The sequence below is a fragment of the Pseudomonas sp. SDI genome (assembly GCF_003105155.1).
Classification (GTDB): Bacteria; Pseudomonadota; Gammaproteobacteria; order Pseudomonadales; family Pseudomonadaceae; genus Aquipseudomonas.
This window is the reverse complement of sequence record NZ_QETK01000007.1, coordinates 52,403-72,354: the sequence shown is the minus strand read 5'-3', so window position 1 is coordinate 72,354 and position 19,952 is coordinate 52,403. Positions and strand designations below refer to the sequence as shown.

21 protein-coding genes and 1 pseudogene are annotated in these 19,952 nt (G+C 65.2%); 7 read left to right on the top strand and 15 right to left on the bottom strand.

Annotated features, from left to right (window positions below):
* Positions 1–15 precede the first annotated feature (15 nt).
* Together DCO48_RS23180 and DCO48_RS23175 are read left to right on the top strand one after the other, a co-directional pair.
* Positions 16–1,227 (top strand): annotated as a pseudogene (locus DCO48_RS23180) (HAMP domain-containing protein); the annotation flags it as partial.
* 102 nt (positions 1,228–1,329) lie between these two features.
* Positions 1,330–2,085 carry a methyl-accepting chemotaxis protein gene (locus DCO48_RS23175; protein ID WP_371919486.1) on the top strand — a complete coding sequence of 252 codons (756 nt, stop codon included), beginning with the start codon at positions 1,330–1,332 and terminating at the stop codon, positions 2,083–2,085.
* A 21-nt stretch (positions 2,086–2,106) separates the two neighbouring features.
* Here the strand turns inward: DCO48_RS23175 and DCO48_RS06520 are convergent, their stop codons facing one another.
* From DCO48_RS06520 to DCO48_RS06505, 4 genes are all read right to left on the bottom strand, one after another.
* Complete coding sequence (locus DCO48_RS06520; protein ID WP_116549779.1) at positions 2,107–3,312, bottom strand: RtcB family protein; 1,206 nt, start codon at positions 3,310–3,312, stop codon at positions 2,107–2,109.
* Positions 3,313–3,612: 300 nt separating this feature from the next.
* Positions 3,613–4,818, bottom strand: coding sequence for an SGNH/GDSL hydrolase family protein (locus tag DCO48_RS06515; RefSeq protein ID WP_116549778.1), 1,206 nt, complete (start codon positions 4,816–4,818; stop codon positions 3,613–3,615).
* A gap of 1 nt (position 4,819) precedes the next feature.
* On the bottom strand, positions 4,820–5,929 hold the full coding sequence (locus DCO48_RS06510) for an SGNH family hydrolase (RefSeq protein WP_116549777.1): 1,110 nt from the start codon (positions 5,927–5,929) through the stop codon (positions 4,820–4,822).
* Positions 5,916–7,319 carry an MBOAT family protein gene (locus DCO48_RS06505; RefSeq protein ID WP_256583984.1) on the bottom strand — a complete coding sequence of 468 codons (1,404 nt, stop codon included), beginning with the start codon at positions 7,317–7,319 and terminating at the stop codon, positions 5,916–5,918. Before DCO48_RS06505 ends, DCO48_RS06510 begins: the two co-directional genes overlap by 14 nt.
* A 244-nt stretch (positions 7,320–7,563) precedes the next feature.
* Between DCO48_RS06505 and DCO48_RS06500 the strand changes: the two genes are divergently transcribed.
* From DCO48_RS06500 to dxs, 3 genes are all read left to right on the top strand, one after another.
* Entirely contained in the window at positions 7,564–7,806 is a 243-nt protein-coding gene (locus tag DCO48_RS06500; RefSeq protein ID WP_116549775.1) for an exodeoxyribonuclease VII small subunit, read from the top strand.
* Positions 7,803–8,690 carry a (2E,6E)-farnesyl diphosphate synthase gene (gene ispA / locus DCO48_RS06495; RefSeq protein WP_116549774.1) on the top strand — a complete coding sequence of 296 codons (888 nt, stop codon included), beginning with the start codon at positions 7,803–7,805 and terminating at the stop codon, positions 8,688–8,690. Before DCO48_RS06500 ends, ispA begins: the two co-directional genes overlap by 4 nt.
* A gap of 98 nt (positions 8,691–8,788) precedes the next feature.
* Entirely contained in the window at positions 8,789–10,687 is a 1,899-nt protein-coding gene (dxs, locus tag DCO48_RS06490) for a 1-deoxy-D-xylulose-5-phosphate synthase (protein ID WP_116549773.1), read from the top strand.
* A 146-nt stretch (positions 10,688–10,833) separates the two neighbouring features.
* Here the strand turns inward: dxs and DCO48_RS06485 are convergent, their stop codons facing one another.
* The 11 genes from DCO48_RS06485 to nrdR form a co-directional block, all read right to left on the bottom strand.
* Positions 10,834–11,253, bottom strand: coding sequence for an MFS transporter (locus DCO48_RS06485; protein WP_116549772.1), 420 nt, complete (start codon positions 11,251–11,253; stop codon positions 10,834–10,836).
* The gene (gene ribA / locus DCO48_RS06480; protein ID WP_116549771.1) at positions 11,250–11,867 is read right to left on the bottom strand and encodes a GTP cyclohydrolase II; all 618 of its coding nucleotides are present in this window, start codon (positions 11,865–11,867) and stop codon (positions 11,250–11,252) included. The genes DCO48_RS06485 and ribA overlap by 4 nt, the downstream gene beginning before the upstream one ends.
* Positions 11,868–11,980: 113 nt before the next feature.
* Complete coding sequence (locus DCO48_RS06475; protein ID WP_116549770.1) at positions 11,981–12,736, bottom strand: ABC transporter substrate-binding protein; 756 nt, start codon at positions 12,734–12,736, stop codon at positions 11,981–11,983.
* A 12-nt stretch (positions 12,737–12,748) separates the two neighbouring features.
* The gene (locus DCO48_RS06470; RefSeq protein ID WP_116549769.1) at positions 12,749–13,252 is read right to left on the bottom strand and encodes a phosphatidylglycerophosphatase A; all 504 of its coding nucleotides are present in this window, start codon (positions 13,250–13,252) and stop codon (positions 12,749–12,751) included.
* Complete coding sequence (gene thiL, locus DCO48_RS06465; protein ID WP_116549768.1) at positions 13,249–14,214, bottom strand: thiamine-phosphate kinase; 966 nt, start codon at positions 14,212–14,214, stop codon at positions 13,249–13,251. The genes DCO48_RS06470 and thiL overlap by 4 nt, the downstream gene beginning before the upstream one ends.
* Before the next feature lie 18 nt (positions 14,215–14,232).
* Positions 14,233–14,733: a transcription antitermination factor NusB gene (gene nusB / locus DCO48_RS06460; RefSeq protein WP_116549767.1), complete on the bottom strand. Its 501-nt coding sequence runs from the start codon at positions 14,731–14,733 to the stop codon at positions 14,233–14,235.
* Positions 14,730–15,206, bottom strand: a complete 477-nt coding sequence (gene ribE / locus DCO48_RS06455; RefSeq protein WP_028944446.1) for a 6,7-dimethyl-8-ribityllumazine synthase — start codon at positions 15,204–15,206, stop codon at positions 14,730–14,732. Before ribE ends, nusB begins: the two co-directional genes overlap by 4 nt.
* A gap of 89 nt (positions 15,207–15,295) precedes the next feature.
* Positions 15,296–16,387: a bifunctional 3,4-dihydroxy-2-butanone-4-phosphate synthase/GTP cyclohydrolase II gene (gene ribBA, locus DCO48_RS06450; RefSeq protein ID WP_116549766.1), complete on the bottom strand. Its 1,092-nt coding sequence runs from the start codon at positions 16,385–16,387 to the stop codon at positions 15,296–15,298.
* A gap of 18 nt (positions 16,388–16,405) precedes the next feature.
* Positions 16,406–17,068, bottom strand: coding sequence for a riboflavin synthase (locus tag DCO48_RS06445; protein ID WP_116549765.1), 663 nt, complete (start codon positions 17,066–17,068; stop codon positions 16,406–16,408).
* Between the two features lie 46 nt (positions 17,069–17,114).
* Positions 17,115–18,245 carry a bifunctional diaminohydroxyphosphoribosylaminopyrimidine deaminase/5-amino-6-(5-phosphoribosylamino)uracil reductase RibD gene (gene ribD, locus DCO48_RS06440; protein WP_116549764.1) on the bottom strand — a complete coding sequence of 377 codons (1,131 nt, stop codon included), beginning with the start codon at positions 18,243–18,245 and terminating at the stop codon, positions 17,115–17,117.
* A gap of 2 nt (positions 18,246–18,247) precedes the next feature.
* A complete protein-coding gene (gene nrdR, locus DCO48_RS06435; RefSeq protein WP_165840737.1) occupies positions 18,248–18,712 on the bottom strand; it encodes a transcriptional regulator NrdR in 465 nt (154 codons plus the stop codon).
* 108 nt (positions 18,713–18,820) lie between these two features.
* Between nrdR and DCO48_RS06430 the strand changes: the two genes are divergently transcribed.
* Together DCO48_RS06430 and DCO48_RS06425 are read left to right on the top strand one after the other, a co-directional pair.
* Complete coding sequence (locus DCO48_RS06430) at positions 18,821–19,267, top strand: YbaY family lipoprotein (RefSeq protein WP_116549762.1); 447 nt, start codon at positions 18,821–18,823, stop codon at positions 19,265–19,267.
* The gene (locus DCO48_RS06425; protein ID WP_116549761.1) at positions 19,264–19,917 is read left to right on the top strand and encodes a methyltransferase; all 654 of its coding nucleotides are present in this window, start codon (positions 19,264–19,266) and stop codon (positions 19,915–19,917) included. The genes DCO48_RS06430 and DCO48_RS06425 overlap by 4 nt, the downstream gene beginning before the upstream one ends.
* Positions 19,918–19,952 lie beyond the last annotated feature (35 nt).

Below are 19,952 nucleotides of genomic sequence, written 5' to 3'. Positions count from 1 at the left end.
AACAAGGACGTCCGCATGCTGTTCCGCCGCCTCCTCATCCAATGGAAGATCACCCTGCTGGCCGGCCTCTGCCTGCTCGCTGTCGTGGCCCTGCTGGTTGCCGCCGCACTGTTCCAGTCCGGGCGCAGCGCCGCGCTGGTGAACCGCGCCAACACGCAGATGCTGGACAAAAGCGCCCGCCTGCGCCTGCACACCCACGCCGAACTGCAGGCCTTGCGTATCCAGCGCTACTTCATGGATGCCTTCCAGTTCGGCAGCGGGCTGGCGCGCCAGGTGCTGCAACAGCAGGCGCAGAACCCGCTGAATCTGCGCCAGGCGCTGACCGCGCAGACCCGCGCAGCGCTGGCGGAAAAACCCGACCTGCTCGGCCTGTACCTGGTGTTCCTGCCCAATGCGCTGGACGCTAACGACGCCCGGTTCGTCGACCAGGCCGAGATTGCCAGCAACGAAACCGGACGTTACTCGCTGTACTGGTCTCAGCCGACGGCGGGCCAGCTGAATGCCGAAGCCATGCCCGAATCGATGCTGGCCGACACCAGCCTGTCGGCCAACGGCTCGCCCTACAACCGCTGGCTGACCTGCCCGCTGGAAACCGGCCAAGCCTGCGTGGTGGACCCGTACTACGACACCATCGGCGAACGCCAGGTGCTGATGACCAGCATCGCCTTGCCGCTGAAAAAGGACGGCAAGATCATCGGTGTGATGGGCCTCGACATCAGCCTCGACAACCTCCAGCAACTGAGCCTGGACGGTAGCCGCGAGCTGTTCGACGGCAGTGGTCAGATCAGCATCGTCAGCCCGGCCGGGCTGCTGGCCGGGCACAGCCTGGATGGCAAGCAACTGAGCCAGAAGATCGACCAACTGCCCGCCCGCCAGGGCCAGTTGCAAATCGCCTCGCGCTTCGCGCCAGTGCCCGGCGCACAGCCCTGGAAAGTCCTGCTGGAGGTGCCCGAAGCGGTGCTGCAAGCGCCCGCCATCGAACTGAACGCCCAGCTCGACGCGCAGAACAGCGCCGCCAACCTGAGCAGCCTGCTGATCGGCCTGGCTGCCGCCATCGTCGGCCTGCTGGTGATCTGGCTGACCGCGCGCGGGGTGACCCGGCCGATCCTCGACGTGGCAGCCATGCTGAAGAACATCGCCAGCGGCGAAGGCGACCTCACCCGCCGCCTCGACTACGCCCGCCAGGATGAATTGGGCGAGTTGGCCGGCTGGTTCAACCGTTTCCTCGACAAGCTGCAACCGGTGATCGCCGACGTCAAAGCCTCGGTGCGCGATGCCCGCAGTACCGCCGACCAGTCCGCCGCCATCGCCAGCCAGACCAGTGCCGGCATGCAGCAGCAATACCGCGAAGTGGATCAGGTGGCCACCGCCTCCCACGAAATGAGCGCCACCGCCCAGGATGTTGCGCGCAATGCCGCCCAGGCCGCAGAAGCCGCCCGCGGCGCCGACCTGGCGACCCGCGAAGGCATCGAGCTGATCCACAGCACCAGCCGCGCCATCGACCAACTGGCCCGCGAGATGACCGCCGGCATGGAAGAAGTACAGCAACTGGCCAGCCGCAGCGAGCAGATCGGTTCGGTGCTGGAGGTGATTCGCGCCATCGCCGAACAGACCAACCTGCTGGCGCTCAACGCCGCCATCGAGGCCGCCCGTGCTGGCGAAGCCGGGCGCGGTTTTGCGGTGGTCGCCGACGAGGTGCGCAATCTGGCCAAGCGCACCCAGGACTCGGTGGAGGAAATCCGCCAGGTGATCGAGGGCCTGCAACGGGGCACCCGTGAGGTGGTCGGGTCGATGCACAGCAGCCACCGCCAGGCCCAGGGCAGCGTAGCCCAGGCCGAGCAAGCCGTGCCGGCCTTGCAGCGCATCGGCGAAGCGGTGGCAGTAATCACCGACATGAACCTGCAGATCGCTTCCGCCGCCGAGGAACAAAGCGCGGTCGCCGAAGAAGTGAACCGCAACGTGGCGAGCATCCGCGACGTTACCGAGTCGCTTTCGGGGCAGGCCGAAGAGTCGGCGCAGATCAGCCAGGCGCTCAACCGCCTGGCCAATCATCAGCAGGGGCTGATGGCGCAGTTCCGCGTCTGAGGGTGACTGCTGCGGTGTGCGTCAGCCTTTGACGCACACCACCTGCCGCAGCGTATGCACCACCTCGACCAGCTCGCGCTGGGCGGCCATCACCGCATCGATGTCCTTGTAGGCCATGGGGATCTCGTCGATCACGTCCTTGTCCTTGCGGCACTCGACATGCGCGGTGGCACGCAGCTGATCGGCGACGGTAAACGCCTTCTTCGCCCGCGTGCGGCTCATCACCCGGCCGGCACCATGGCTGCACGAGCAGAACGCCTGTTCGTTGCCCAGGCCACGGACGATGAAACTCTTCGCCCCCATGGAACCGGGGATGATCCCCAGCTCGCCGTTCTGCGCCGACAGCGCGCCCTTGCGGGTGACCAGGATGTCCTCGCCAAAATGCCGCTCGCGCTGCACGTAGTTGTGATGGCAGTTCACCGCTTCGAGGTCGGCGGCGAACGATCTGCCGAGCACCTTGCGCGCGGCGTCGATCACTGCCTGCATCATCAACACGCGGTTCTGCCGGGCGTAGTCCTGGGCCCACTCGACGGCGTCTACATAGTCATTGAAATACCGGCTGCCTTCCTCGAAGTAGGCCAGGTCCTGATCGGGCAGGTTGGCGACATGCTGGCGCATGTCGGCCTTGGCCAGCTCGATGAACAGGTTGCCGATGGCATTGCCGACCCCGCGCGAGCCGCTGTGCAGCATGAACCAGACACGGTTGACTTCGTCGAGGCAAACCTCGATGAAATGGTTGCCGCCGCCGAGGGTGCCGAGGTGCTGGCGGTGGTTGGTTTTTTCCAGCGCCGGGTAGTTTTCGCTGATGCGCTTGAAGCGCCCGGCCAGGGCCCGCCAGGCGTGGTCGGCGTGTGCCGGGACGTGGTCCCAGGCGCCCTGGTCGCGGCGGCCGAAGGTTTTGCCATGGGGCACGGCTTGTTCGATGGCGCGGCGCAGGCCGTGCAGGTTGTCCGGCAGGTCGGCGGCGCCGAGCGAGGTGCGCGCGGCGATCATGCCGCAACCGATATCCACGCCGACCGCGGCCGGGATGATTGCGCCACGGGTGGGAATGACGCTGCCGATGGTCGAGCCCTTGCCCAGGTGCACGTCGGGCATCACGGCCAGGTGTTTGAAGATGAACGGCAGCTTGGCGGTGTTGATCAGTTGCTGGCGGGCTTCGTCCTCGACCGGGACGCCGTCGGTCCACAGCTTGATCGGTTTGCCGTTGGCCACTTCGAGAATGTTCATCGGCTTCTCCGTTAACGCGGTCCGTGTAGGCGCTGGCTTGCCTGCGTCTATAGATAAGCAGCAGCCTTCATTTTTGGAAGTCGGCTCCGACAGGGCTGCTGGGCAAAAACCTACACCCGTGCAAGGCAATTGGACGAAAGAACCCTCAGCAATAGCTGGCTGTTTTTTCAAACCCGCCTATGCTCCAACGTGAAGTCGATTGCTGAGAATCGACCGCTACATTAGAGGGGCTGCACTCCTCGGCCGGGCCGCCGCAAGCCAACCCGCCCGCTGGATCAGCCCCTCGGTTTTGCCGGCGATTCAGCGCAAGCCCAACTGCCCGCGCAAATACCCATACAACCCCGCTGCACTGCGCCGGTAACCCTCAGCCGTCAGGTGCACCAGGTCCGGTCGGGCCAAACCCTGCGCCTGCCAGCCAACAATCGAACACTCGCCGCCCATGAACGCCTGCCAGTCCCAGAACAGCACATTGGCCTGCTGCGCCACCTGCCGCTGAATCCTTACCACTTCCGGCAGCATCTGTGGCCGCCGCGCCGCGCATCCACGCGCGCCGCGCTGCTTGATCGAGTCCGACGGCCCGACCAGCACCAGCACCGCCCGCGGCAGCTCACGGCGCAGCCCGGCCAGGGTGTCGCTGAGCTGAGCTTGATACTGAGCCAGGTCCAGCGTGTTGTCGAACGCCTCGTTGGTGCCGTAGGCCAGAACCACCAGGTCCGGGCGCAACGCCTTGAGCGAATCCTGCCAGCCAGCCTGCCACTTGCTCTGCACCTCCAGCCGCGCGCCGTTGATGCCCAGCGCCGAGTAGGTCACGCCGGCGTTCTTCTGCGCCTGGATATACCAGCCGCCCAGCACCGTGCCGGGCTTGGCATTGAGGGTCAGCTCCAGCGGCAGCCCGATATTGTTCAACACCGGGCTGAAACGCCATTGCCCAGCACTGGCGGCAAGCATTAGCCGACGTGGTTGATTGAGGCTGTCGCGGGCGCTGAGGCTGGCGTTCTCTTGCGCCTGATACAGTGCCGAGACGCGATATTTCTGCGTGCTTGGCTCGCGCAGTTCGATGCGCACCGACGGGTTGGCCGCGAGCGGCACCGACAGATAGCCGCCCAGCGGAAACTGCTCGCTCTGTTGATTGCGCGCCGACACCAGTTGCCACTGCCGTGGTGTGGTCTTCAGCACCAGGTGGTCGTAGCGCGTCCCCGGCACCGGCGTCGCCGCCACAAAGCCCAACCCGCCGACGCCGTACTGCGCCTGGAACAAGCGCCGCAGCTCACCGCTGAACAGGTCGGCAGCGGTATGCGAGTCGCCAAACTGGACGATATTGACCGGCTGGCGGTTGGCCGCGCGCAGTTTGCCGGCCAGCACTTTCAGGTTGCCATCGGCCGCCGGGCCCGCTGGCTGCACCGCGGCCGCGCGGGCCTGCGGCGGGTTGACCGCCGCCACCGGGCTGCACCCGGGCAAGGCGCACACCAGCGCAGCCAGCCCGAGGAGGTTGTGCCATCGGCGCATATCAGTGTCCTGTGACGGTCAGGCCAGGGAAGGCGATCAGCGCCAGCACCTGCTCGGCGATCAGTTTCTGGCCTGTGATGGTGAAATGGACGCCGTCGTCGAAACGGGTCTTGACCCGTTTGCCCCGGCTGTCCTGCAAGGTATAGGAGAACTCGTCGGCCTTGTAACCGAGCACCGCGTTGGCCGACACGTAGTGCCCGCCATACAGCTGCGTCTGGCTCTGATACAGGCCGCTCAGGTACGCCATGGCCGAAGACAGCCGCGCTTGCTGCATGTTCGGCGGGCCGACCCAGATCACCTGCACGCCATGGTTGCGGGCCTGTTCGAGAATGCTGTCGATGCGCTGGCGGTACAGCGTTTCCCACTCCGGGCTCTTGAAGCGCAGGAACGGCTTGCCTTTGCCCTGGGGCATGTCCCACGGGTCGTTAGGCCCGAGGAACACCACCATCAGGCGGATGTTCGGCTGGCTTTTGAGGGTGTTGGCCACCGTCTGCGGCCAGTTGAAGAAGCCCGGGTACGCCAGGCCGGTACTCTGCTTGCTGAGGTTGACGCTACTGATGCGGTAACGCTTACGCAAGGTATTGGCCAGGTGCGGGGCGACGCCCTGCATCAGCGAGTCGCCGACCATGAACACCGCGTCGCCCTCGGCCAGGCTCACCACCTGCTGCGCCGCCGATGGTTTCGCGGCAACCGCGGCAGGCAGGCTCGCGGCGGCAACCTTGAGCGGCTTGGCTGGGGCAGGCGCAGGCGGTTTGGCCGGGGCCGGCTTCGGCGGCGCATCGATGTGCACCGACACCACCGGCATCGGCGGCGGCAACAGCACCGGCACCACCTCCGCGGCCTGGGCCAACTGGACTTGCCGCGCCAGGCTGTCGACGAAGGCACTGCGCGCATCGCCCAGCGCTTCGCTCAGGTTGCCGCCCAGCCGCCACCACGGGCTCTGCCCAAGCAGCGGCAGCTCGCAACTGTCGTGGTACTTCTGCTGGCAATACAGGCTGATCGAGTTCTGGTTGAGCCAGAACAACAGCACGCTGGTCACCAGCAGGGCATAGAACACCTTGGCCGCATCGATCTGCGTGCGCAGCAGCTGGCCCGAATCAGAAACTGGCATAGATGAACCCCGGCACGCCCGACTGCGAAGCAAAGATCACCAGGGTGATGAACACCCCCAGCGGAATGGGATAGAACTGCCAGGGCATTCGGCTGCTGGCGGCGAAGCCCTGACGCAGCAGTGCCAACATCTGTGGATAAACCGCCACGCCGACGATGCTGCCGAGGATCAGCCAGCCGGTGCTGCCGGACAGCCCGGCGAGGCTCAGGCCACCGATACCGGCGAGCATGTCGAGGGCGTCGTCCAGGGTCGCGCTGCGGAAGAAGATCCAGGCGAAGGCGACGTAGTGGAAAGTCAGCAAGCGCGCCAGAAGGTCGGCACCCGGCCAGCGCATCGGTTGCGGCAACACATAGGTCGACGCCTTGTACAGCGCCAGCCCGATACCGTGCAGCGCGCCCCAGATGATGAAGTTGACGCTGGCGCCGTGCCACAGGCCGGACACCAGCATTGCCAGCAGCATATTCAGGTTGCCGCGCCACACGCCGTGGCGGTTGCCGCCGAGCGGGATGTACACGTAGTCGCGGATGAAGGTCGACAGGCTGATGTGCCAGCGCCCCCAGAATTCTTTCAGGTTGCGCGCGGCATACGGCGCATTGAAGTTGTCCGGCAGGCGGAAGCCCAGCAACAGCGCCACCCCGGTCACCAGGTTGGTGTAGCCGCTGAAGTTGAAATAGATCAGGAAGCTGTAGCCATAGACGCTGAGCAAGAGCTGCTCGGCGGAGTACCCGGAGGGCGTCTCGAAGACCGGATCGACCCACTGGCTACCGAGCCAGCCACTGAAAAAGAACAGCTTGACCACCGCCAGGGCAATCAGCCCCAGCGCGCGCTGCGGCTCCAGCACCTGGCGCATGCCACTCGGGCGGATCTGCGGCAGCAGGTGCAGGGCGCGGTTGACCGGGCCGGCGATCAGGCTGGGGAAGAACGCCAGGTACAGGGCCAGGTCCTGCGGCGCAGCCGGCGCCAGCTCCTGGCGCTTGATCGACACCAGGTAGCTGACCGAGTGGAACGCGTAAAACGACAGGCCAATCGGCACCAGCACCTGCAACACCGGCAGCGACACGTCGAGACCGACGCCAGCCAGCGCCGTCTGCACGCCGCCGACGAAGAACTCCTGGTACTTGAACAGGTAGAAGCAGCCCAGCACCAGCAGCAGGATCAAGCCACTGATGAAGCCGCGCTGTGGATAACGGGCACAGAGCAGGCCCAGCAGGTAAACCAGCACGGTATAGCCGAGCAGGGTGTACAGCGAGGTCAGGCCGAAACTGGCGACCAGCGCATAACTGCCGGCCAGCAGCAGGGCGTTCTGCAAACGCACGCTCCAGCACAGGCTCCAGTAGACCGCGAAGAACAGGATGAAACAGAGGCCGAATTCGATCGAAAGAAAGCTCACAACGTAGTCCATTACGCAACATCGGGAAGGGACGCTGCATCCATACAAGAACCTTGACGCAGAGCGGGCGCGATTATGGCAGACAGCCAGGCGCGCTCACAATGCAAGGCGCTCAGAAACTACCGGTCGTCGTCCACCGGGTTAATGCAACAGAATGCGACGAAAGATCCCACCCGCTGATTTGCTCCCCCTGCCCTGCTCTGCTAGTGTCGCGCCGTTCAAACTGCCATCAGAGACAGCCGCCATGGCCCGGAAAAAAGCCGCCGTTGATTTCGAGCAATCCCTCGCCGACCTGCAAGCCCTGGTCGAGCGCCTGGAGAACGGCGAACTGTCGCTGGAAGACTCGCTGACCGCCTTCGAGCAAGGTATCCGCCTGACCCGCGATTGCCAGGGGGCCCTGACCCAGGCCGAGCAGAAAGTGCAGATCCTGCTGGAGCGCGACGGCGAGCTCGGCGCCGAGCCGTTCGACGCGGAACAAGCAGAATGATCGGCGCCTATCAGGCCAGCAGCCAGGCCCGCGTCGACGCTGCACTGGAACAGCTGTTCGTCGCCCCGTCGGCGGAGCTGGCGCGGCTCTACGAAGCCATGCGCTACAGTGTAATGAACGGTGGCAAGCGCGTGCGCCCGCTGCTCGCCTACGCCGCGTGCCAGGCCCTGGGCGTCGCGCCCGAGCAGGCCAATGGCGCGGCGTGCGCGGTGGAGCTGATCCACGCCTATTCGCTGGTGCATGACGACTTGCCGGCAATGGACGACGACGATCTGCGTCGCGGCCAGCCGACCACCCACAAGAAATTCGACGAAGCCTGCGCGATTCTCGCCGGCGACGGCCTGCAGAGCCTGGCCTTCGGTGCCCTGCTCGATACGCAACTGAGCCCGCAGAGCGATACCATTCGCCTGCAGATGGTGCAGGCCCTGGCGCTGGCGGCCGGGCCGGCGGGCATGGTTGGCGGCCAGGCCATCGACCTCGGTTCGGTTGGCCTGAAGCTGGACCAGAAAGCCCTGGAATACATGCACCGGCACAAAACCGGCGCGCTGATCGAAGCCAGCGTCAAGCTCGGCGCGCTGGCCAGTGCCCGCGCCACGGCCGCCGACCTGGCCGCGCTGCAGCAGTACGCCCAGGCGATAGGCCTGGCGTTCCAGGTACAGGACGACATTCTCGACGTCGAGAGCGATACCGAAACCCTGGGCAAACGCCAGGGCGCCGACATCGCCCGCGACAAACCGACCTACCCGGCATTGCTCGGGCTGGAGGCGGCCAAAGCCTATGCACTGGAGCTGCGCGACCAGGCGTTGACGGCTTTGCAGGGTTTCGGCGAAGCGGCCGAGCCGCTGCGGGCGTTGGCCCGGTACATCGTCGAACGCAAGAACTGATCGCTGGGTCCGCGATAGCAGCAGCACCGACCTCAAATGGGCAGCCCCTACCGCAATAAGGTAAACTGCCGCGTCTTCACACTATAACGATTCGCCTGATGCCAACGACGTTTCAAGAGATCCCCCGCGAACGCCCGGTCACGCCGCTGCTTGACCGTGCCGAAACGCCAGTCGGCCTGCGTCGTCTGGCCGAAGCCGACCTCGAGAGCCTGGCCGACGAACTGCGCCAGGAGCTGCTCTATACCGTTGGCCAGACCGGCGGGCACTTCGGTGCCGGCCTGGGCGTCATCGAGCTGACGATTGCCCTGCATTACGTCTTCGATACCCCGGACGACCGTCTGGTCTGGGACGTCGGGCACCAGGCCTATCCGCACAAGATCCTCACCGGTCGCCGCCAGCGCATGAACAGCCTGCGCCAGAAGGACGGCCTCGCCGCCTTCCCACGGCGCGCCGAGAGCGAATACGACACCTTCGGCGTCGGTCACTCGAGCACCTCGATCAGCGCTGCGCTGGGCATGGCCATTGCCGCCCGCCTGCACAACGAGGCACGCAAGTCGATCGCCGTGATCGGCGACGGCGCGCTCACCGCCGGCATGGCATTCGAGGCGTTGAACCACGCCCAGGAAGTCAACGCCGACATGCTGGTGATCCTCAACGACAACGACATGTCGATTTCGCGCAATGTCGGCGGCCTGTCCAACTACCTGGCCAAGATCCTCTCCAGCCGCACCTACGCAAGCATGCGCGAAGGCAGCAAGAAGGTCCTTTCGCGCCTGCCCGGTGCCTGGGAAATTGCCCGTCGCACCGAGGAATATGCCAAGGGCATGCTGGTCCCCGGCACCCTGTTCGAAGAGCTCGGCTGGAACTACATCGGTCCGATCGACGGCCACGACCTGCCGACCCTGATCGCCACCCTGCGCAACATGCGCGACCTCAAGGGCCCGCAGTTCCTCCACGTGGTGACCAAAAAGGGCAAGGGCTTCGCCCCGGCCGAAGCCGACCCGATTGGCTACCACGCGATCACCAAGCTTGAACCTGTGGATAAACCGGCCGCTGCGCCGAAAAAAGCCGGCGGGCCGAAGTATTCCGCCGTGTTCGGTCAATGGCTATGCGACATGGCGGCCGCCGATCAGCGGCTGGTCGGGATTACCCCGGCCATGAAGGAAGGTTCCGACCTGGTCGCCTTCAGCGAACGCTACCCGCAACGCTACTTTGACGTGGCGATTGCCGAGCAGCACGCGGTCACCCTGGCCGCCGGCATGGCCTGCGAGGGTTCCAAACCGGTGGTGGCGATCTATTCGACCTTCCTGCAACGCGCCTACGATCAACTGATCCACGACGTCGCGGTGCAGAACCTCGATGTGCTGTTCGCCATCGACCGCGCCGGCCTGGTCGGCGAAGACGGCCCGACCCATGCGGGCAGTTTCGACCTGTCGTTCCTGCGCTGCATCCCCGGCATGCTGGTGATGACCCCGAGCGACGAGAACGAGCTGCGCAAGATGCTCACCACCGGCCACCTGTTCAACGGCCCGGCAGCGGTGCGCTACCCGCGTGGTAGCGGGCCGAATGCACTGATCGAGAGCGCTCTCGAACCGCTGGAAATCGGCAAGGGCGTGGTCCGCCGCCAGGGCAGCAAGGTCGCCCTGCTGGTGTTCGGCGTGCAACTGGCCGAGGCGCTGAAAGTTGGCGAGACGCTGGATGCGACGGTGGTCGACATGCGTTTCGTCAAGCCGCTGGACGAAGCGCTGGTGCGCGAACTGGCTGCCCAGCACGCGCTGCTGGTGACGGTCGAAGAAAACGCCATCATGGGTGGCGCCGGTGCTGCGGTCGGCGAATTCCTGGCCCGTGAAGCCGTGCTCAAGCCGTTGCTGCACCTGGGCTTGCCGGACATCTACGTGGAGCACGCCAAGCCGGCGCAGATGCTCGCCGAATGCGGGCTCGACGAAGCCGGCATCGAGGCGGCGGTGCGCCAGCGCATGCAACTACTCGGCCTCTAAGGCCTCATCGCGGGATGAGCCCGCTCCCACAAGAGCTCTGAGATCGCCTGTGGGAGCGGGCTCGCCCCGCGATAGCAATGCGCGTCGGTGCTGAACAGCGGGATACCCCGCCGCTTGAGCGGGTCGCGCTGGCCCGGCGGCACGCATCAGCCCAGCTGGCGAGGGATGCGGTAAAGGTAGAGCACGACCACACTGGACAGCGCCATCAGCATCTGCGGCACCACTTCCAGGCCGACCAGCACCGACAGCGCGGCCACCCAGGCCGGGAAGCAGGCGAAGGTCATGCCGATACGCCGAACCCGCGCCAGTTCGATCCAGGCGGCCGGCTCCTGTTCAGTATCGAGCGCCTTATGGGTGGCGATCAGGGCGCGCTTGAACGCGCCGAAACGCGGCAGGCTGAGGAACATGGTGGCGATACCGGCGATGAACAGCGGCATGGCCAGGATCGGCACCAGCGGCTCACCACCGCCGAATGCCCAGGAAAACACCAGCAGCGGCGCCAGCGCCACGACCAGGTATTGCAGCCACGCCATGAACAGGCGGCGACGCACTTGTCCGCGGGTCACGCCCGACCAGCCTCGCCCTGGTGCTCGTTGCCCATCATGTGGCCGAGCTTGCCGGCCTTGGTGGCCAGGTAGTGCTTGTTGTGCGGGTTGTGCCCGGTGTGCAGCGGCACCCGCTCGGCAACCGGGATCCCCATGCCGGTCAGGGCTTTGACCTTGCGCGGGTTGTTGGTCATCAAGCGCAGCGATTTCACCCCGAGGTGTTCGAGCATCGGCTGGCACATGCCATAGTCACGCTGGTCGGCGGCAAAGCCCAGGCGCTCGTTGGCCTCGACGGTGTCGGCGCCACCATCCTGCAGCTCATAGGCCCGGATCTTGTTCAACAGGCCAATACCACGGCCTTCCTGACGCAGGTACAGCAGCACGCCACGACCTTCGCGGGCAATCGCCTGCAACGCCGCTTCGAGCTGCGAACCGCAGTCGCAGCGCTGGCTGAACAGCGCATCACCGGTCAGGCATTCGGAATGCAGGCGCCCCAGCACCGGCTCACCATCGGCCACGTCACCCAGGCTGAGCACAAGGTGCTCACGGCCTGTGGCTTCGTCGAGAAAACCATGCATGGTGAAAGTGGCAAAGGGTGTAGGCAGCTTTGAAGCGGCAACAAAGACGACGGGCACCGTGTGCTCCTGATAAATAACTTGGGTTTTCAGTGGAGCGGATTGTACCAGCGTCGTCGCACAGGTGCTTATGCCGAATTCTTGGACAAATAGATCGAGAAGTTCGATCACGGCTAAGGGTGCTTGCCAGCCTCGCCAAATGGATAAGGTTGTTGCCACTGGGCAAAGATGGCGCGTAGCTCGCCGCTGGCGACCAGGGCGGTCATGCGCTGATCGAATATGTCCTTCAGGGCACGGCCCTTGTCGGTTTTGCCAAAGGCCAGGTAGAGCGGCAGCTCGGCGATGTGCGTACGGCGGAATTTGCCGCGTTCGGCATCGCCTGCCTGGCCGAGGACATAGTCGACCTCGGTCTGGGCATCGATGTAGAAATCGACGCGGCCGCGCTCGAGCATCGGTAGGATGCCTTCGCGGCGCTGCACTTCGCGGTACTCGCCAACGTGCGGCAGATAGCGCTGATAGTCGTAGCCGCGAACCCAGGAAAGCTTGAACTGGCCAAGGTTGTCGCGGGTTAGCGGCGGCTTGCCGAGCAGCCCCAACGCATAGATGTGATCGGTATCGAAGTGCCAGCGCGGGTAGAGGTAGTCGCTGCTTTCCTCGTGGTACGAGCCGACCCAGGCGTCGGCCTCACCGCGCTTGACCAGGCCCACCGCACGGCTGTAAGGCACGCTGAGCACCTGTACGCGGACGCCGGCCGGTTCGAACACCTTGCGCAGAATGTCCCAGGCCATGCCGCTGCCGTCGGCATTGGTGTAATCCTCCCAGCGTTCGCTCGCCAGACGCACCTGCTTCGGCGCTTCGGCCGCCTCGGCAATACGCACAGCGCCGGCCACCAGCGCCAGCACCATCAGGACCACTCGCCATCCATGCATCGTGCGCCTCCGTTAAGTGAAGCTCCATACCAGCACTTGCATGCCCAGCCAGGCGAACACGCCGGCCAGCACATCGTCGAGCATGATGCCGACACCACCGTGCACATGGCGGTCGACCCAGCGGATTGGCCAGGGCTTGAGGATGTCGAAGAAGCGGAACATCAGGAACCCGGCCAACAACCATAGCCAACCTTCCGGCACCAGCCAGAGGGTTATCCACATGCCGACCATCTCGTCCCAGACGATGCCCTCGTGATCGTGCACGCGCAGATCGTCGGCGACCTTGCCACACAGCCAGAAGCCGAACAGCATGGTCAGCCCGAGCATTAGCCAGTAGCCCCAGTCCGGCAGCATCTGCCACAGCGGAATGAACGGCAAGGCCACCAGCGAACCCCAGGTCCCCGGCGCCTTGGGCAAGGTGCCCGAGCCGAAGCCGAAGGCCAGGAAATGCCAGGGGTTGCGCCAGACCGAAGGCGGAACGTTCTGCGCAGGCACCTGGTTGGGGTGGTCGGTCACGGTGTCTCCCTAAAATGTTGATAGCCCCGTGTACCCGGGGTGATGTCGTTGCCGTGGCGATCATGCAGGCTGACGCCGCTGCCGGCTTCGACCCGGCCGACCACACGCACCGGCCACCCGGCCTTGAGCAGCGCGTCGAGCGCAGCAGGTGGTAGGGTGAACGCGATCACGTAGTCATCGCCGCCGGTCAGTGCCGCCGTGCGCGCACCGTCCAGACCGAGCAACTGCTGCAACGCTTTGCCCAAGGGTAGCCGCTCTAGCTCAAGGCGCAGCGCGACCTGCGAGGCACTTGCGATGTGCCCACAGTCGGCCAGCAGACCGTCGGAAATATCCAGCGCCGCGGTGGCCTTGCCACGCAACGCCTGGCCCAGCGCCAGTTGTGGCGCCGGCGACCAGTACTGTGCCAGCAGCGGCGCAGCGATCTCTGCCGGCGCGTCACGCTCGCCGAGCACCAGCGGCAAGGCGCCGGCGGCATTGCCCAGCTCGCCACCGACACACAGCAGGTCGCCGACCTGTGCCCCGCGGCGGGTCAGCGCCTGGCCGCCGGGCACACGGCCAAACACGGTCATGGTCAGGCTCAACGGGCCACGGGTGGTGTCGCCACCGACCAGGCTCAAGCCGCACTGGCGAGCCATCTGGTTCAAACCGCGGGCATAGGCCTCCAGCCAGTCGGCACGAACCTCCGGCAGGGTCAGGGCAAGGGTAAAGGCAACCGGGGTGGCGCCCATGGCTGCCAGGTCGCTGGCGGCCACCGCCAGCGAGCGCTGGCCGAGCAAATAAGGATCGCTGACCGCCGGGAAATGCACCCCGGCCACCAGCGTATCGGTAGAAATGGCCAGCTGTTCTGCAGCCGGCACGGCCAGCAGGGCGCAATCGTCGCCGATCCCCAGAACAACGCCTTCGCCCGCCTGCGCACACTGCGCGGCGGCGAAGTACTGACGGATCAGCTCGAACTCACCCATGGGCCGCTAGCGCCGGAATCAGCGCTTGAACGCCTTCACTTCGGCTTCGCGAAGCCGTGGCGCCAGCTTGTCGAGCACGCCGTTGACGAACTTGTGGCCATCGGTAGCACCGAAGACCTTGGCCAGTTCGACGCCCTCGTTGATCACCACGCGGTACGGCACATCGACACGCATCATGAACTCCCAGGTGGACAGGCGCAGTACGGCCAGTTCAACCGGGTCGAGTTCTTCCAGTGCCAGGTCCAGGCACGGCTTGAGTGCTTCGTCGATTTCGACTTTCTTGGCTGGAACCCCGTGGAGGATTTCGCGGAAGTAAGCACCGTCGACATCGGTGAAATCGTTATCGACCCGGAACTGCGCTTCGATCTCGTTCAGCGATTGCTTGGCCATGTGCCACTGGTACAGGGCCTGAGTCGCGAGCTGACGGGCGTCGCGACGCTTGGCGCTTTTCGATGGCTTGCCAGCATCCGCAGGTTTTGGATCGCGCGGGTTGAAACGATCGCTTTCGTCGCTAATCACTTGGCCTCCAACTGCGCCAGCAGGCTGACCATTTCCAGAGCGGACAGGGCAGCTTCGGCGCCCTTGTTACCGGCTTTGGTGCCGGAACGCTCGATGGCCTGTTCGATCGAATCGACGGTCAGGACACCAAAGGCAACCGGTACGCCGAACTCCATGGACACCTGGGCCAGGCCCTTGGTGCATTCGCCCGCCACGTATTCGAAGTGCGGGGTACCGCCACGGATCACGGCGCCCAGGGCGATGATCGCGGCATATTCGCTTTGTTGGGCGACTTTCTGCGCAACCAGCGGAATCTCGAAGGCGCCAGGTGCGCGGATGATGGTGATGTCGCTTTCGCTGACGCCATGGCGAACCAGGGCATCAACGGCACCGCTTACCAGGCTTTCGACGACGAAGCTGTTGAAGCGGCCAACCACCAAAGCATAGCGACCTTTGGGGGCAATGAAGGTACCTTCGATGGTCTTCAGGGTCATTGCGGGGTTCTCATCTTAAAGAGCCAGGCCGCAAAGGCGCGGCATGTGGGAGTTTTGATCACGAATCAGCAGCGGGAAACGCCCCTGCTTTATTCGGAGGGCACGTATTCTACAACTTCCAGATCGAATCCGGATATCGCATTGAACTTCATCGGCGAACTCATCAGGCGCATCTTGCGCACACCGAGGTCGCGCAGGATCTGCGAACCGGCACCGACGGTGCTGTAGGTGGTCGGGGTCTTGATCTGGGCGTTGTCGCCGCTTTCGCGGATGTGTGCCAGCAAGACGTCGCCATCCAGTGGGTGACCGAGCAACAGCACAACGCCGCTGCCGGCCTCTGCCACGGCGCTCATAGCGGCGCGCAGGCTCCAGCGGCCCGGCTGCTTGACCATCAGCAGGTCACGCAGCGGGTCCATGTTGTGCACGCGCACCAGGGTCGGCTCCTCGGCGCAGATCTTGCCCAGAGTCAGTGCCATGTGCACGTCGCCTTCCACCGAATCGCGGTAGGTGACCAGGTTGAAATGACCCAGTTCGCTGTCCAGCGGCTGCTCGGAAATCCGCTGAATGGTACGTTCGTGGATCATCCGGTAGTGAATCAGGTCGGCGATGGTGCCGATCTTGATGCCATGCTCGGCGGCAAACGCTTCCAGCTCGGGGCGACGCGACATGGTGCCGTCGTCGTTCATCACTTCGCAGATCACTCCGCTCGGCTCGAACCCGGCCATGCGCGCCAGGTCGCAGGCGGCTTCGGTGTGACCGGCACGGGCCAGGGTGCCACCGGGCTGGGCCATCAGCGGGAAGATGTGCCCCGGGCTGACGATGTCTTCAGCCCGGGCGTCCTTGGCGGCGGCCGCTTGCACGGTGCGCGCCCGGTCGGCGGCGGAGATGCCGGTGGTAACGCCTTCGGCGGCTTCGATCGACACGGTGAACTTGGTGCCGAAGCCGGAGCCGTTACGCGGCGCCATCAGCGGCAGCTTGAGCAGCTCGCAGCGCTCGCGGCTCATCGGCATGCAGATCAGGCCACGGGCGTGCTTGGCCATGAAGTTGATGTGCTCGGCCTTGCAGCACTCCGAGGCCATGATGATGTCGCCTTCGTTCTCGCGGTCTTCGTCATCCATGAGGATGACCATTTTGCCCTGACGGATGTCTTCGACCAGTTCTTCGATGCTGTTGAGCGCCACGCGGCACCCCCTTTCAAATCAGGATTTCAGGTAGCCGTTGGCGGCCAGGAAGCTTTCAGTGATACCGCCCTTGCTCGGCTCGGCTGCCTTGTCGCCCAGCAGCAGGCGTTCCAGGTAGCGAGCCAGCAGATCGACCTCAAGGTTCACCCGACGTCCCGGACGGTAGTCGGCCATGATGGTTTCGGCCAGGGTGTGCGGCACGATGGTCAGCTCGAATTCGGCGCCATCGACCACGTTGACCGTCAGGCTGGTGCCGTCGACGGTGATCGAACCCTTGTGGGCGATGTATTTGGCCAGTTCCTTCGGTGCACGCACACGGAACTGGATGGCGCGGGCATTATCGGTGCGCGAGACGATCTCGCCGACACCGTCGACATGCCCGCTGACCAGGTGACCGCCCAGGCGGCTGCTGGGGGTCAGGGCTTTTTCCAGGTTGACCGGGCTGCCGCTCTTCAAGTCGTCGAAGGCAGTGCATTCCAGGGTTTCGCGGCTGACGTCGGCCCAGAAGCCGTCGCCTGGCAGTTCTACTGCGGTGAGGCAGACGCCGTTGACGGCAATGCTGTCGCCCAGTTTCACATCGCCCAGGTCGAGCTTGCCGGTGGCGACGTAAACCCGCACGTCGCCGCCTTTAGGGGTCAACGAGCGGATGCTGCCGATGGATTCGATAATGCCGGTAAACATGAGTCCTCCTCGAGAACAGCGGTGCGCTGATGGCGCCAGCCGCAAATTATACGCTGGGCGCTGGCACAGGAATGGCAGTGACTCGCCAGTCATCGCCAACCGCGCGCATTTCAGTGATTTTCAGTGCAGGCGCCTCGCTCATCCGGGCCAGTGGCCAGTCGAGCAGCGGGCGGGCACTGGAGCCGAGAAACTTGCCGGCAATGAACAGTTGGAACTCGTCGACCTGACCACGCTGGGCGAAGGCGCCAGCCAGGCCGGGGCCGGCCTCGACCAGCACTTCGTTGACGCCGCGGCGTGCCAGTTCGACGAGTAGCGCGTCCAGGTCGACCTGGCCGTCGGCGCCAGGCAGTTGCAACAATTCGTGGCCGGCAGCGACATAGCGCGGGTCGACGGCGGCAGCCGTGACCACCAGCGCCGGGCCGGCCTGGAAGAACGGCGCGTCCAGCGGCAGGCGCAAACGCCCGTCGATCAGTACGCGCAGCGGCGGGCGGGCCATGGCCAGCGCGGTGGTCTCGGCGTCGAGGCCGAGCGCTTCGCCGCGCACAGTCATCCGCGCATTGTCAGCCAGTACGCTGGCGGCGCTGCTCAGGACCACGCTGGAGCGCGCGCGCAGGCGCTGCACCGCCGAGCGCGCGGCCGGGCCAGTGATCCACTGGCTTTCACCGCTGGCCATGGCTGTACGCCCGTCGAGGCTCATCGCCAGTTTTACCCGCACATATGGCAGGCCGTGTTCCATGCGCTTGAGAAAGCCGGGGTTGAGCGCCCGCGCATCCTGTTCAAGCACACCGCTGGCCACTTCGATGCCGACCTCGGCCAACCGCGCCAGGCCCTTGCCGGCCACTTGCGGGTTGGGGTCCTGCATGGCAGCGACCACCCGGGCAACCCCAGCCTTGACCAGCGCCTCGGCGCACGGCGGCGTACGCCCATGGTGGCTACACGGCTCCAGGGTCACGTAGGCGCAGGCGCCACGGGCCAGCTCGCCGGCCTGGCGCAAGGCATGCACTTCGGCATGCGGTTCGCCGGCACGCACGTGCCAGCCTTCGCCGACGATCTGCCCATCGCGGACGATCACGCAGCCAACCCGCGGGTTGGGATGGGTGCTGTACAGACCCTTGCGCGCCAGTTCCAGCGCGCGGGCCATGTAGTGGGCGTCGAGTACCGCGCGTTCGCTGGGCATGCTCACTCTTTAGCCGGCTCGCGCGCCAGGCGATCGATTTCTTCGCGGAACTCGTCCAGGTCCTGGAACCGCCGGTAGACCGAGGCGAAGCGGATGTAGGCGACTTCGTCGAGCTTCTGCAGCTCGCTCATCACCAACTCGCCGACGACCAGCGACTTGACCTCGCGCTCGCCAGTGGCGCGCAGCTTGTGCTTGATATGCGCCAGCGCCGCTTCCAGCCGCTCGACGCTGACCGGGCGTTTTTCCAGCGCCCGCTGCATGCCGGCGCGCAGTTTGTCTTCGTCGAACGGTTGGCGGCTGCCGTCCTGCTTGATCAGGCGAGGCAGTACCAGCTCGGCGGTTTCGAAGGTGGTGAAACGCTCACCGCAGGCCACGCATTCGCGGCGACGGCGGACTTGCTCGCCCTCGGCGACCAGTCGCGAGTCGATGACCTTGGTGTCGTTGGCACCGCAGAAGGGACAGTGCATGGTGGCAGGCAACAAAAAAAGGGAGGGCCATGGTAGCGCATCCCACTGGCAAGACAAGCCAAAGGGGTTACCATCCAGTGAGGAAATATGCCCCTTAAGGATTTCACCATGTCGATTCGAGCGCTTGTTGTGCTCAGTTTTGCTGTCCTGCTGGCCGCCTGCGGCAGCGACACACCCAAATCCCAAGCCCCGCAAACCGCGCCCGTCGCCGTGAAAAAAACCGCCGGCGCCGGCCCACTGCCCGCCTATCAGCGCGAGCTGAGCGGCAGCCTGCTCGGCGTACCGACGGGCTCCGAAGTCGAGCTGGCACTGCTGGTGATCGATGAGCGCGGACGCCCACAACGCCTGCTGGCCAGCAGCACGCTGAACGGCAATGGCCAGGACCTGCCGTTCCAGCTGCGCTTCAACCCCGAGGCGTTCCCGGCGGGGGCACGGGTCGAATTGCGTGGCCGTGCCAGTCAGTCCGGGCAGTTGATCCTGCACCTCAAGCCGGTGCCGATTGCCCAGGCACACACCCAGGCCACTGGCCAACTGCGCTTCGAAAAAGCCCCATGACTGCACCAGTTCACCTGCAACAGGCGCTAAGCGGGCTACTGGGCGATGCGCAACTGGTGGTCAGCGAGCTGCCCGAGTGCGCGCTGAAGCTATGGCTGATCGATGCCGAGAACATGGACCGCGCCTTCAGTCCGGAAGAAACCCGGCGCATCCTGCACGAGCCGCCGTACTGGAGTTTCTGCTGGGCCAGCGGCCTGGCGCTGGCCCGTTACCTGGCAGCGCAACCGCACTGGGTGGCGGGCAAGCGCGTACTGGATTTCGGTGCCGGCTCCGGCATCGCCGGAATCGCGGCGGCGCGGGCCGGGGCGCGGGAGGTGGTAGCCTGCGACCTCGACCCGCTGGCGCTGGATGCCAGCCGGGCGAACGCTGCACTCAATGGCGTGGAGCTGAGTTATTCCAGCGATTTTTTCGCCGAAGCCGACCGTTTCGACCTGATCCTGGTGGCCGACGTGCTCTACGACCGCGCCAACCTGCCGCTGCTCGACGCCTTCCTCAGCCGCGGTCGCGAGGCGCTGGTGGCCGATTCACGGGTGCGCGATTTCCGTCACCCGCTGTACCGTCAGTTGGACACGCTGCACGCCCTCACCCTGCCCGATCTGGCCGAGCCCCACGCGTTCCGCCAGGTGAGCCTGTACCACGCCAGCCGCTGAGCCTTATAGTGCTGGCATTCAAGGATTTGCGAGAA

What these genes read in the sequence shown, in the direction of transcription:
- DCO48_RS06510 (WP_116549777.1), bottom strand. Translation starts at nt 5,929, where the DNA reads ATGCCAGTTTCTGATTCGGGCCAGCTGCTGCGCACGCAGATCGATGCG.
- DCO48_RS06520 (WP_116549779.1), bottom strand. Translation starts at nt 3,312, where the DNA reads ATGAACATTCTCGAAGTGGCCAACGGCAAACCGATCAAGCTGTGGACC.
- DCO48_RS06425 (WP_116549761.1), top strand. Translation starts at nt 19,264, where the DNA reads ATGACTGCACCAGTTCACCTGCAACAGGCGCTAAGCGGGCTACTGGGC.
- ribE (WP_028944446.1), bottom strand. Translation starts at nt 15,206, where the DNA reads ATGACCCTGAAGACCATCGAAGGTACCTTCATTGCCCCCAAAGGTCGC.
- DCO48_RS06445 (WP_116549765.1), bottom strand. Translation starts at nt 17,068, where the DNA reads ATGTTTACCGGCATTATCGAATCCATCGGCAGCATCCGCTCGTTGACC.
- DCO48_RS06475 (WP_116549770.1), bottom strand. Translation starts at nt 12,736, where the DNA reads ATGCATGGATGGCGAGTGGTCCTGATGGTGCTGGCGCTGGTGGCCGGC.
- DCO48_RS23175 (WP_371919486.1), top strand. Translation starts at nt 1,330, where the DNA reads ATGCAGCAGCAATACCGCGAAGTGGATCAGGTGGCCACCGCCTCCCAC.
- thiL (WP_116549768.1), bottom strand. Translation starts at nt 14,214, where the DNA reads ATGGGTGAGTTCGAGCTGATCCGTCAGTACTTCGCCGCCGCGCAGTGT.
- ispA (WP_116549774.1), top strand. Translation starts at nt 7,803, where the DNA reads ATGATCGGCGCCTATCAGGCCAGCAGCCAGGCCCGCGTCGACGCTGCA.
- DCO48_RS06515 (WP_116549778.1), bottom strand. Translation starts at nt 4,818, where the DNA reads ATGCGCCGATGGCACAACCTCCTCGGGCTGGCTGCGCTGGTGTGCGCC.
- DCO48_RS06500 (WP_116549775.1), top strand. Translation starts at nt 7,564, where the DNA reads ATGGCCCGGAAAAAAGCCGCCGTTGATTTCGAGCAATCCCTCGCCGAC.
- dxs (WP_116549773.1), top strand. Translation starts at nt 8,789, where the DNA reads ATGCCAACGACGTTTCAAGAGATCCCCCGCGAACGCCCGGTCACGCCG.
- nrdR (WP_165840737.1), bottom strand. Translation starts at nt 18,712, where the DNA reads ATGCACTGTCCCTTCTGCGGTGCCAACGACACCAAGGTCATCGACTCG.
- ribD (WP_116549764.1), bottom strand. Translation starts at nt 18,245, where the DNA reads ATGCCCAGCGAACGCGCGGTACTCGACGCCCACTACATGGCCCGCGCG.
- DCO48_RS06430 (WP_116549762.1), top strand. Translation starts at nt 18,821, where the DNA reads ATGTCGATTCGAGCGCTTGTTGTGCTCAGTTTTGCTGTCCTGCTGGCC.